Origin of the sequence: Bacillus sp. MYb56 (genome assembly GCF_002976445.1) — a bacterium.
Lineage (GTDB): Bacteria > Bacillota > Bacilli > Bacillales > Bacillaceae_G > Bacillus_A > Bacillus_A mycoides.
The window spans coordinates 103,779-116,908 of the sequence record NZ_PCOH01000007.1; the positions used below are offsets into that span (position 1 = coordinate 103,779).

Genomic DNA, 13,130 nt, shown 5'->3' on the forward strand with positions numbered 1-13,130 from the left:
ATAGCCGTTACTATATCTCCTCTCCGTTTTTATGAAAATTTAATATCTCCATATTTGTTTTATCCTTTTAAAATGTTTCATTCTGCTCTTTATCGGGTGAAATGCGCTATTGTTTTTACGTTGTTTTTCGCCATATTTATAGAAACTAACGGTTTATGAAGCATTTTTTATGTATAGCCACTTTTTTTGTAGAAATCCTTCATTTTCCTTTCGATATTTAACACTATCGAGATAAAGTTTATGGTAAATTCATAATTTTTTATTTTTTATACTATATTCCGTTATATTGTTGTATAATATCAATGAAAGCGCTTATTATTCCAATATACATAATTCGAACTAAACTTTATCGAAACATTCTGATAGTTATACTTATATTTAAATGCAACAATTATAGGTATTAATGTAGGTATACCAAATATATCCACCCCGTTTTCCCGTGAAATTACTTTATAACATGAAAGATTAACTTGGGTGATAAGTTATTGTGAATGTTTTTTTACAAAACAGATAAGTAATAGTGTTTGGTATTATGTAAATTATTGTAATAACATAAGAGTAAAGAAAAACATTTACATTGATTATTGGTTCATCAATTATTGAAAAGAGCAAAATGCACCTTTTTGTATGGAAAAAGGATTATATGCATTGGGAGGTTTAAACAAATGACGAGGAAGAATACAACGACAAACCCTTGGGCCAAGTTCCATGGTCCGAACCTTGGTTATGTTATTGAACAGTATGATCTTTACGTAACTGGAGCAGGTTCTGTTGATCCGGAATTACAAGAGCTTTTTGAAATTTTTGGAGCTCCTTCGTTTCAAGATGATGTCGTAACAGGGGACAACACAGCAACACATTTTTCTCCTCAAAACACAGGGAACATTGAAAAGATTCTTAAAGTCGTTCAACTTGTTGAACAGATCCGTTCTTTCGGGCATACATTGGCTCACATTAATCCGATGGAAGATGCTGCAAACGGACAATCTCTTATCGAGAAAACAATGAACGAACTGAGCGATGCTGACTTGAAAGCGATTCCAGCAAAAACAGTATGGCAAGATGCACCAGAGGGTATTCACACTGCACTTGATGTAATTCATAGATTAAAAGACGTTTATACAAAATCTTTAGCTTATGAATTCTCACATATACAAGATAGTGAAGAACGCGCGTGGTTGCATCAAATGGTGGAATCAAATTCATTGCGTCAACCATTATCAAATAAAAAACGAACTGCTCTTTTAAAACGTTTAACTGCTGTTGAAGGTTTCGAGCAATTCTTGCATAAAACATTCGTTGGTCAAAAACGTTTCTCAATAGAGGGCGTTGATATGCTTGTACCTGTACTAGATGAAATTGTTTCAGAAGGTGCTAAAGGCGGCGTTGAAGATGTCATGATTGGTATGGCTCACCGTGGTCGTCTAAGCGTACTCGCTCACGTATTAGAAAAGCCATATAATCACATGTTTGCAGAATTCAAACATGCAAAAATAGAAGGTGCAGTGGCAAATGCTGGCTGGACTGGCGACGTGAAATACCATTTAGGTAGAGAACAAGTCGTTGGTAATGAAGAAGTTAGCACTCGTGTTACATTAGCAAATAACCCGAGTCATCTTGAGTTCGTTAACCCTGTTGTTGAAGGTTTCGCACGCGCAGCTCAAGAGAATCGTAAAAAATCTGGTCTTCCAGAACAAGATACTACAAAATCATTCGTAATTTTAGTTCATGGTGATGCTGCATTCCCTGGTCAAGGTGTTGTGTCTGAGACACTCAACTTAAGTAGATTGAATGCATACCAAACTGGTGGAACGATCCATGTTATCGCAAATAATGCAGTCGGCTTTACGACTGATAGCTATGATTCTCGTTCTACTAAATATTCAAGCGACCTTGCAAAAGGTTTCGATATTCCGATTGTTCACGTGAATGCTGATGATCCGGAAGCTTGTCTTGCTGCTGCAAACCTTGCGATCCAATATCGTACGCTGTTCAAAAAGGACTTCTTAATCGATTTAATCGGTTACCGCCGATATGGTCATAACGAAATGGATGATCCAGCAGTTACGCAACCACAAGTGTACAAAAAAATTAAAAATCACCCAACTGTAAGAGCAATTTATGCAGATCAATTACAATCTGCTGGCGTTCTGAATGCAGATGAGGTTGAAACAATTACTCAGTTTATACAAGAAGAATTAAAGGCTGAATACGCACAAGTGCCACCAGCTGATACGAGTGCTGCAACAATTCACGTTAAAGTTCCAGAGGTTGTTGCAAAAGGAATCCAGCCGATTGACACTGGTGTTTCAATTGAATCACTTCGTGCAATTAATGAAGGACTATTATCTTGGCCTGAAGGCTTTAACGTATATCCAAAAGTGAAGAAAATTCTTGAGCGCCGTAAAGATGCTCTTGAAGAGAACGGTAAAATTGAATGGGCACTTGCTGAATCGTTAGCATTCGCTTCTATTTTGCAAGAAGGTACGCCAATTCGTTTAACTGGTCAAGATTCACAGCGTGGTACATTCGCGCACCGTCATATCGTATTACACGATACTGATACAAACGAAACATATTCACCATTACACCGTTTACCGAACATTAACGCATCATTCTCTGTTCATAACAGTCCGTTATCAGAAGCTGCTGTTGTTGGTTACGAATATGGTTACAACGTATTTGCTCCAGAAACTCTTGTGATGTGGGAAGCTCAATACGGTGACTTCTCAAATACTGCGCAAGCATTATTTGATCAATATGTTTCAGCAGGAAGAGCGAAATGGGGTCAAAAATCTGGTTTAGTTCTTCTATTACCACACGGTTATGAAGGTCAAGGGCCAGAACACTCTAGTGCACGTCCAGAGCGTTTCTTACAATTAGCTGCTGAGAACAACTGGACAGTTGCAAACTTAACGAGCGCGGCACAATACTTCCATATTTTACGTCGTCAAGCATCTATCTTAGGAACAGAAGCTGTTCGACCGTTAGTGCTTATGACACCAAAGAGTTTATTACGTCATCCACTTACTCTTTCAACTGCTAGTCAGTTAAGCGAAGGACGTTTCCAACCTGCTTTAGAACAAGAAAACCTTGGTGCAAAACCAAACAAAGTAAAACGTCTTGTTTTAAGTACAGGTAAAATGGCAATTGACTTAGCAGCAGAAATCGAAAGTGGTAAGCATGAGTACAGCCTAGATGAAGTTCATATGGTTCGTATCGAGCAGTTGTACCCATTCCCTGCTGAAAAAGTTCAATCTATTATTAAACGCTTTAAAAACTTAGAAGAAATCATTTGGGTTCAAGAAGAACCTCGTAATATGGGCGCATGGCATTACATGGCTCCAATTCTGTTCGAACTAGCTGGGGATAAAGTGAAAACAGGTTACATTGGACGCCCGGATCGTTCTAGCCCATCTGGTGGCGATCCATTCGCTCACAAAGCTGAGCAAGAATTAATCGTTGCACACGCTTTAGATGTGAAGTACAACTTCCGTCAAGATAAACAAGAAATTGAAGTTTTCAGCAACTGAAAGTAACAATGAGTTTTTCAGGCTTGGCTGTGGCAGATAGTCTGCCACAGCCAGGCTAACAAATGGAGATTACCGAAGATTAAAGAAGATAAAACACACCGTTAGGCAAATAAGGGGAGGACATTTAAAATGATCGAAATTAAAGTACCTGAGCTTGCAGAATCTATTTCAGAAGGAACTATTTCACAATGGCTTATCAACGTAGGCGACAAAGTTGAGAAAGGTGGCAGCGTTGTTGAGCTTGAGACTGACAAAGTCAATGTAGAAATCATTGCAGAGGATTCAGGTATTGTATCGAAGTTACTAGGCGAACCTGGAGATACAGTTGAAGTTGGCGCTACTATCGCAATTTTAGATGCAAACGGCGCAGCAGCTGCAGTAAGCACACCTGCTCCATTGGCTGAGCAACCAAAACAAGAAACTACTGAAGCACCGAAAGCAGCAGCTCCAAGTGCTGAACAAAATAAAGCGTTGCAAGGTTTACCAAATACAAATCGTCCTATCGCATCACCAGCTGCTCGCAAAATGGCTCGTGAATTAGGAATCGATTTAAACGAAGTACGTAGCACAGATCCACTTGGACGTGTGAGACCACATGATGTACAAGCTCACGCTGCAGCGCCAAAAGAAGCACCAGCTGCTCCAAAACAAAGTCCGGCTCCAGTTGCAAAAACTGAATTTGAAAAACCAGTTGAGCGTGTGAAAATGTCCCGCCGCCGTCAAACAATTGCAAAACGTCTTGTAGAAGTTCAACAAACATCTGCAATGTTAACTACATTTAACGAAGTTGATATGAGTGCAATCATGGAATTACGTAAAGAACGCAAAGATGCTTTCGAGAAAAAACATGATGTACGTCTTGGCTTTATGTCATTCTTCACAAAAGCAGTTGTTGCAGCATTAAAACAGTTCCCATTATTAAATGCTGAAATTCAAGGCGATGAGCTTATCATTAAAAAATTCTATGATATCGGTATTGCAGTAGCAGCTCCAGATGGATTAGTTGTTCCAGTTGTACGCGATGCTAACCAATTGAACTTCGCTGAAATTGAAAGCGAGATTCGTAATTTAGGTCTGAAAGCACGCGATAATAAACTTTCATTAAAAGAGCTACAAGGTGGTACATTTACAATTACAAACGGTGGCGTGTTCGGTTCTCTAATGTCGACACCAATCCTAAATAGTCCACAAGTAGGTATTCTAGGGATGCATAAAATCCAAGTACGTCCAGTTGCAATTGATGCAGAGCGTATGGAAAACCGTCCAATGATGTACCTTGCACTATCTTACGATCACCGTATTGTTGATGGTAAAGAAGCAGTTAGCTTCCTTGTTGCTGTTAAAGATATGCTTGAAGATCCAAAATCATTATTATTAGAAGGTTGATAGATTATTAATCTATTAAAGGCTGTAGAATGAATCATTCTACAGCCTTTTTTCATTATGTTCATACGGGACAAATCACACTACATAGACTAACAATGTATGCCTAAAACGTAAGGGGGATAAACATGAATAACCTTCCAGTTCATGCAAAACTTAAAGCAAATAAGGATACTTTCTTCCTCCCCGATTCAAACGGGGGTGTTTACTTTCGAAATAACTCCAGTTCATTCCGTATGGATGGTGATGGAATTTATGACTGGATTGAGAAATTAATGCCTATGTTTAACGGTAATCATTCTTTGACAGAAATAACCGATGGTCTCCCTCTCCCCTATCAAAATCGTGTATTTGAAATTGGAGAGATTTTATATGAAAATGGTTTCATTCGTGATGTAAGCCAAGATGCTCCCCACGAATTAAACAGTGCATTACTCGACAGATACGCTTCGCAAATTGAGTTTCTAGAAGCTGATTCCCATTCAGGCGCTTTAAAATTCGAAAGGTACCGCGCAGCAAATGTGCTTATAATTGGTTCTGGTGATATGCTTACTTCCCTAGTTTCTTCTTTATTAGAATCTGGTTTACCTACATTCCATTATCTTGTTACAGATCGTGCTGAAACAAACTACGATCGAATTCATGAACTAAGCGAACGTGCATATGCAAATGATGACAATGTACTTATTCAAGAAATAGATATTACAATTGATCGCCCTTTACATGAAGTATTCGAGCCTTTCGACTGGATTTTATACGTTTCCCAAAATGGAGATATTGAAAGTTTAAGAGCAATCCATACTATTTGTAGAGAATTTAAGAAAAATTTCATACCAGCTATGTGCTTATCAAGAATTGGTTTAGCTGGACCCGTCGTAACCGCAGACCGTGAAGAATGCTGGGAATCAGCTTGGCATCGTCTACACGAAACTACTTTACAAAGTGAAAATCCACCTGAACCTTTCTCACCAATTGCATCTGCAATGTTAGCAAATGTTATCGTTTTTGAGTTATTTAAACTTGTCGCTGAAGATTCACATAGGCAGCATAATCCTCAATTCTTTTTATTAAACTTGGAAACACTTGAAGGAAAGTGGCACCCTTTCATAAAACATCTTCTCGCAACCGATGAAATCTTTACAATTGATACGGTGCAAAATCTTCAAGAAAACCTTGCCCAACGTTCCGGACAATATACTTCAACTGAACTTTTTCGTTTTTTTGATACGTTAACTTCTAAAGAAGCTGGCATATTCCACATGTGGGATGAACAAGATTTACACCAATTGCCTTTATCACAGTGCAATATTCAAGTTGCAAATCCATTATCAGACGGACCTACCTCTCCCCTTCCTACTATAACTTGCGGTGGATTAACTCATAATGAAGCACGCCGCGAAGCTGGCTTAACAGGAGTTGAAACATATGTAGCTGAAATGATTCATCGTCTTATCCCCGAACATACTGATATCGGTATTGGTGCTGGGGAAACGATGACAGAAGGTGTATACCGAGCACTCCAAAAACATTTAAATAATAAGTTATATGAACGCCAATCACATATGCTAGAAGAGATTACAGAGCTTTATTTAACCGAAATTCATGATAAACATTGTAGGTTTTACTACGATGCTCTCTCTACAATTCATGAAATACCTAAAGTAGGAATGAGTGAGGAGTTACTTGGTTTTCCTGTCGTTTGGATTGGTATTAATGATAGATGGTATGGTGCGGCAAATATTAATATAACACTCGCATTAAGAAATGCTCTGCAACAAGCACTCCTTCATATTCAAAATGAAGAGATTCCTTATAAAGCTAATATGTTACCGGAATCATCCATTGTTTTATATAGTACGGATCCTGTTAGAGTAGCAATACAAGAAGAGGAAGAAATTCCAGGCGTACAGTCTTTACAAGTTGCTTTGCAAAATTTAACGGAAAACAACTTGTATCCATTCGTTTTTGATTTAGCTATTGAGTCATTTTTAAGAGACAACTTAGACGGTGTATATGGAGTATTAATTGCAAAGGAGGATGACCAATGACTCAAAACATACTACTTATAGGAGATGGCCTACTCACAGACTATGTACATGAGCAATTGTGTAAGCAATATTCACTCATCCGCCAGCATACAATTACAGAAGCTCTCCCTGAAAACATTCATCTTGCTCTCGTTTTACATGACGGGTCTCCTTCTTCCGTACATCATGATGCTGAGCTTATCTTTCGCTCAAATAATATTCCGTGGCTTCGCGCGTTTACTTCGTTTGGTGAAGGTATTATCGGTCCTTACGTGAAGCCTCTTACAACTGGATGTTCCCACTGCGCTGATGGACGCCGGTTTATAGCTGGCTTTGATCAAAAAGAAATGTGGGAACTACAACGAAAATATGCATTAAAAGCAGAGAACGTGACGAGGCGTGATGTACGCGCCACCCAAAATGGAATGTTACAAATGTGCCAGCTCATTCATGCTGAAACAGAGAAAATATTAGCTCATGGATATTCTTCTTTAGAAAACGAACTCATTTTACTGGACTTACAAACGTTACAATGTACCCGGAATTCGTTTCTTCCAGACCCTCTCTGTCCGGTATGCAGCAATTTGCCTGACGATACAGCAGATGCAGCGCAAATTTCTTTACAACCAAGTTTGAAAACGAGTACTGAAACGTATCGCTGTCGTTCCATTCATGAGCTAAACACATTTTTAACGAGAGACTATTTAGATTACCGGACTGGTATTTTAAACGGCCAAATGCAACATTCTTTATTACCGTTTGCTGATGTCATTATAAACATGCCGTTACTGTTTGGAAATGAAGGTGTCGCGGGCCGGACTCATTCATTTGCACTTAGTGAAGCAACCGCTATTTTAGAAGGATTAGAACGCTATTGCGGTATGTCGCCTCGTGGAAAAAAAACAAATGTACATGGCAGTTTTCGTGAGCTAGAAGATATTGCACTGAATCCCCTCACACTTGGTGTGCATACAAATGAACATTACAATCGTGATAGTTTTCCATTTAAGCCGTTTGATCCTGATTATGAGCAAAACTGGGTATGGGGATATTCTTTATTACAAAGCAGGCCCCTTCTAGTTCCAGAATCAATCGCTTATTATAGCCTTGGTCATAGAGATGCTTTCGTGTATGAAACATCAAATGGATGTGCAATTGGTGGTAGTTTAGAAGAAGCAATTTTTCACGGCATTTTAGAAATTGTAGAGCGTGACGCCTTTTTGCTCACTTGGTATGCCGAATTACCTCTACCCCGTCTCGATCTTAGTTCAGCCAATGATACTGAATTGCAACTAATGTTGGAACGCTTACGCACAATTACTGGATATGAATTATACGTTTTCAACGCGACGATGGAACATGGTATTCCGAGCATATGGGTCATTGCGAAAAATACAAGGCAAGATGGTATGAATCTCGTCTGTGCTGGCGGCGCACATATGGAACCAATTCGAGCTGTAAAAAATGCAATTCATGAAATAGCGGGCATGTTACTTATAACAGATGAAGAGCTTGAACAAAAAAGAGAGAAATATGAAAACTGTTTACAAGATCCATATCTTGTTTCGCAAATGGAAGATCATAGTATGCTGTACGGATTGAAAGAAGCGGAAGAACGTCTTCACTTCCTTTTACGTGATGATGCTCCAGTGCAAACGTTCCAAGAAATGAAGGTATTACAATCATTTGATATGGATTTAACATCTGATCTTCATCAACTTTTAAACAGGTTACATCAATCTGGACTTGAAGTAATTGTTGTAGATCAAACGGTCCCCCTTATAGAAAAGAACGGCTTACATTGTGTAAAAGTAATTATTCCAGGCATGTTACCGATGACGTTCGGTCACCATCTCACTCGGGTTACAGGACTGGATAGAGTGTATACCGTACCGATGACACTTGGATATTGGGCTGAGCCTTTAACGAATGAAAGTTTAAATCCACATCCGCATCCGTTTCCATAATTCATAGTGAGGGGGAAATTTGATGCAACCTGATACTTTTTTACATCATCTCCATTTTTCTATTAATGAAATTATGTCGTCCGATAAAGAGATTGACTGGGAAGACGCACCACTTCCTTATAAATTATATCGAAATTTACCAGTAATCCCTCTCTCTTTAGAAATCCCATTAACTTTGCGGAATTCTTCTACTAAACCTAACTTAGAGGAAATCGGTCATTATCTTTGGTACTCATTTGGTTTAACACAATTATGTCAGCCTACTACTAACCTAGAAAATAATAAAACAACGACTCTATTTCGAAGATTCATCCCTTCTGGGGGTGCTTTATATCCAAATGAATTATATATGTATTTAAAAATTGATCATTATCCAGACGGCATTTACCATTACGACGCCGCGCACCACCGTCTTATCTTACTTCGTGAAGGAAATTTTGATTCTTATCTTACAGAAACACTCGGCAATCGTTGTAACATACATTCTTGTTTTGGTGCTGCATTTATATCCACTATGTTTTGGAAAAACTTCTTTAAATACAATAACTTTTCGTATCGTCTGCAAGGATTAGATAGTGGTGTTCTAATCGGTCAATTACTTGAATGCGCAAAACAATTTGGTTATACAAATGGTGTATATTTTCAGTTTCTAGATCGGGCAATGAATCATTTACTTGGATTGTCAGAAGGTGAAGAAAGTGTGTATGCTGTTATTCCTTTAAGTACAGAACCGAATACAGATTGGTTTCATGATGATCATCACGAAAATAAAACTATTACTTCTCATGACTTGTTGCAGCAAATCCCGCCGTTAACACATGAGCATTTCGTTCGCTCAAAATATGTAGATGAATATCCGATGATAAAAAAAATAAACGCAGCTTCTATGATTGAATCAACAGAACACTTCCAAACATTTACCCGTGAAGAACGACAACAATATAGTGCACACGCTATGCAGCTACCTAAAGTGGAACGTTTATCATATGATTTTTTACAACTTTGTAAAAAACGATATTCGCCTGATTCTGACTTCATTTTAACGAAATGGGATGCAGCCGAGCTCGCTACTCTACTACAAGCAGCGAGCCTCTCCTTCCCTTATTACAACGACCTTGATGGCAAATATTTAAATGAAAACGCACGAGTCTCACTATATGGATGTTTTTATAACGTAAAAGACATAGAAAACGGCGCTTACGCTTATAACAGTAGGACACATTCCATACAGCCAATTCGGTACGGAGACCTTCGTTATTCTCTGCAATCCAGTATGACGATGGATAACGTAAACCTTTTTCAAGTACCACTTTGTCTACATGTAATCGGAAATAAAGATTACTATAAAAATAAATTAGGTTATAGAGGATATCGAATTCATCAAATGGAAGCTGGCATGCTCGTTCATAAACTCGTTTTAGCTGCGACCGCTATGGGGATGGGCGGGCATCCGTTACTAAGTTTTGATACAAATTCATGCGATCAATTGTACGGGATTGATGCCGGAAATGAAACTTCACTCATTCAAATTCCGGTTGGGGCGTATCGAGCGCGAAATTGGCTAAAAGGGTCCTTGCATAATTAGAAGCACGCCGATTAATGGCGTGCTTTTTTTAAAGGAGTTAAATTATTAAAAGCGAAATAAATACATATTCTTATATAAAAGGAGAGTTTGAATTGAGTATTTTACAAAGATTAATCGAGCAAGCGAAAAATCCTCGCGGGACAATTGGTTCCTCTATGCTTTGCATTATGAATGCTGCGCATACGAGACTAACAAATTGGGCTTTACAAAAAATACATATACGTGAAAATGCAGTTATTTTAGATATTGGTTGTGGGGGTGGTAAAACCATACAGACTCTTTCAAAACAAACTCCGCTTGGGAAAATATACGGGATCGACTACTCCAATCAAGCTGTTGAAAACTCAAAGAAAGCAAATATGAAGGATGTCAAAGCAGCGAAAGTAATTATTCATCAAGCAAGCGTCTCCTCTATTCCATATCATCCGGACTTCTTTGATCTCATTACCGCTTTTCAAACCCACTACTTTTGGCCTGATGTTGAGAATGATATGAAAGAAGTATTTCGCGTCTTAAAACCGAATGGCTCCTTTTTACTAGTCGCTGAAACTTTCAAAATCCAATATCATATGGATAAATTTAAGACGACCGAAGAATTAGTAAACCTTTTTTATAAGACGGGATTTACAAGCGTGAAATGTTACGAAGAAAGAGGGTGCCTTTGTTTAATAGGAAATAAGTAAAAAAGCAGACCTTTCAAGGTCTGCCTTTTTTACTAGATTACTTTAAAAATACTCTTAATTTGTCTTGCAAATAACCAGTTTTTCGTACCGTAGTTATCATTTAGACTATCTAAATTAATAGCTTTCCCGTTAGAAAACTTTAGTTCTAACGTTGTATTTTTGTCATTTGTTTTTAAGTTGCTATTTGTAATGTCATCATACTTTAATTTTTCAATCTCAATATACTCTTCCTTCTCTTCTCCGATAACGACGTGATCTTGGAAGAAGAAGAATACTTCTACTTTCTTACCGAAACAAAATATGTTTTTCGTATAAATTAATGTCGCGTTATCAAGTCCGACACATACTTCTTTCATCTCTTCAACAACGTTTCCTAAGTCTTCTTCGTTTCTTGCATTTGATTCAGCAATCCATTCTTCGATTGTATTCATGTTAATTGCCATACTGTGCCCCCTGGTTCGTTCATTGCTTTATTAAAAAACAAATACTATATGACAATATAAGCGATACGTACTATGTTTTCAAGGGTGAACGGTATATTCAAAATAAAGTGAAACTTTATTTATTCCCCTTTCACAAAAAAAATAGCACTTAAAAAAGTGCTATTCCGCTCTCCTTGCTGCTTGTTGAATTGGATCCCAAACGCTGTTATATGGTGGTGCGTAACTTAAGTCGACATCTTCTAAATCGTGAATACTCATTTTATTGAAAAGTGCCATCGCGATAACATCAATACGTTTATCTACGCCCTCTTCTCCAATTACTTGACCGCCTAATAATTGTTTCGTATCGGCGTGATATAGTAATTTCAAGTGAAGTGGCGAAGCACTCGGGTAATAGCCTGCCATATTTGTTGAATCTACTTTGACCGTCTTATACGGGATGTTTAGCCCTTTTGCTTCTTTTTCATTTAAGCCTGTTCTTGCGAGCGTCAGATTCATAAATTTAATAATGCCCGTACCTAACGTACCTTTAAATGCTCTGCGTTTATCAACCATGTTGAGTCCGGCAAGTCGCCCTTGTTTATTCGCAGTCGTTCCGAGCGGGATATGGTCATGAATTTCCTTTATAACATGGTAATGTGTTGCACAATCACCAGCAGCATATACGTCTTTCACATTCGTTTGCATATAAGCATTTACTTCAATTGCACCTTTATGGTTTTTACGTATATTTGTCCCCTCAAGAAAATCAGTATTTGACTGTACACCGACAGATACTAAAACGAGATCAGTTTTATACGTCCCTTTATCCGTCTCCAGTTGTTCTACTCTTTCTTTTCCTTTAAACGCTTTTACATTTTCATTCGTTAAAATTTCAATATTATGTTTATCTGCTTCTTTATGTATATATTCCGCCATATCGGCATCATAAATTGTGCCAATATGATCGTTTCGCTCAATCATTCTTACTTTCTTACCAAGTTCGACGAATGTTTCTGCCATCTCTAGTCCAATTGCACCGCCGCCAATAATAGTTACAGCCTCAACTTTATTCGTTTCTAGCGTTTTTAATATGCGCTCAGCATCCGGAATTGTTTTTAAAAGATGAACGCCTTGCAAATCTCGCCCTTCCCATTCTGGCATAACAGGACGCACTCCAGTCGCAATTAATAAACGGTCATACGGAAATTCAAAAACATCTTTCGTCTCCGTATGCTCTGCGTACACCATTTTCTTTTCCGTATCTACTTTCGTTACTTCATGACGTACTTTCGCATCAATTCCATATTTATCACGAAACGTCTTTACATCGCGTGCAATTAACTTTTCAGTAGAAGCAATAACACCACTAATCACATACGGTAATCCGCACTGAGCGTATGAATAGATTTCACCTTTTTCTAACGTTACAACATTTGCAGTTTCATCGTTTCTAACAATTTGCATTGCTGCACTCATACCTGCTGCATCTCCGCCAATAATGACATAGTTCACTTTACCACTCCTTCT

General features: G+C 38.2%; 8 protein-coding genes. 6 read left to right on the forward strand and 2 right to left on the reverse strand.

The genetic code is table 11. The annotated features are described in order from the left end of the window. Positions 1-665 precede the first annotated feature (665 nt). The 6 genes from odhA to CQ058_RS11415 all read left to right on the forward strand — a co-directional run bounded on the left by odhA (position 666) and on the right by CQ058_RS11415 (position 11,178). The gene (gene odhA / locus CQ058_RS11390) at positions 666-3,533 is read left to right on the forward strand and encodes a 2-oxoglutarate dehydrogenase E1 component (protein WP_002011454.1); all 2,868 of its coding nucleotides are present in this window, start codon (positions 666-668) and stop codon (positions 3,531-3,533) included. 129 nt (positions 3,534-3,662) lie between these two features. Further along, a complete protein-coding gene (gene odhB / locus CQ058_RS11395; RefSeq protein ID WP_002186382.1) occupies positions 3,663-4,919 on the forward strand; it encodes a 2-oxoglutarate dehydrogenase complex dihydrolipoyllysine-residue succinyltransferase in 1,257 nt (418 codons plus the stop codon). A 125-nt stretch (positions 4,920-5,044) separates the two neighbouring features. Next, positions 5,045-6,964, forward strand: a complete 1,920-nt coding sequence (locus tag CQ058_RS11400; protein WP_002186383.1) for a putative thiazole-containing bacteriocin maturation protein — start codon at positions 5,045-5,047, stop codon at positions 6,962-6,964. Continuing rightward, positions 6,961-8,910: a TOMM precursor leader peptide-binding protein gene (locus CQ058_RS11405; protein WP_002126027.1), complete on the forward strand. Its 1,950-nt coding sequence runs from the start codon at positions 6,961-6,963 to the stop codon at positions 8,908-8,910. Before CQ058_RS11400 ends, CQ058_RS11405 begins: the two co-directional genes overlap by 4 nt. A 22-nt stretch (positions 8,911-8,932) precedes the next feature. Then, positions 8,933-10,495: a SagB family peptide dehydrogenase gene (locus tag CQ058_RS11410; RefSeq protein ID WP_002188803.1), complete on the forward strand. Its 1,563-nt coding sequence runs from the start codon at positions 8,933-8,935 to the stop codon at positions 10,493-10,495. 92 nt (positions 10,496-10,587) lie between these two features. Beyond that, positions 10,588-11,178, forward strand: a complete 591-nt coding sequence (locus CQ058_RS11415; protein WP_002140884.1) for a class I SAM-dependent methyltransferase — start codon at positions 10,588-10,590, stop codon at positions 11,176-11,178. A gap of 32 nt (positions 11,179-11,210) precedes the next feature. Here CQ058_RS11415 and CQ058_RS11420 read toward each other — a convergent pair whose 3' ends face one another. Together CQ058_RS11420 and CQ058_RS11425 are read right to left on the reverse strand one after the other, a co-directional pair. Further along, positions 11,211-11,621 (reverse strand): DUF3908 family protein, encoded by a 411-nt coding sequence (locus CQ058_RS11420; protein WP_002126019.1) that lies wholly within the window; start codon positions 11,619-11,621, stop codon positions 11,211-11,213. 159 nt (positions 11,622-11,780) lie between these two features. Beyond that, positions 11,781-13,115, reverse strand: coding sequence for an FAD-dependent oxidoreductase (locus tag CQ058_RS11425; protein WP_002126016.1), 1,335 nt, complete (start codon positions 13,113-13,115; stop codon positions 11,781-11,783). Positions 13,116-13,130 lie beyond the last annotated feature (15 nt).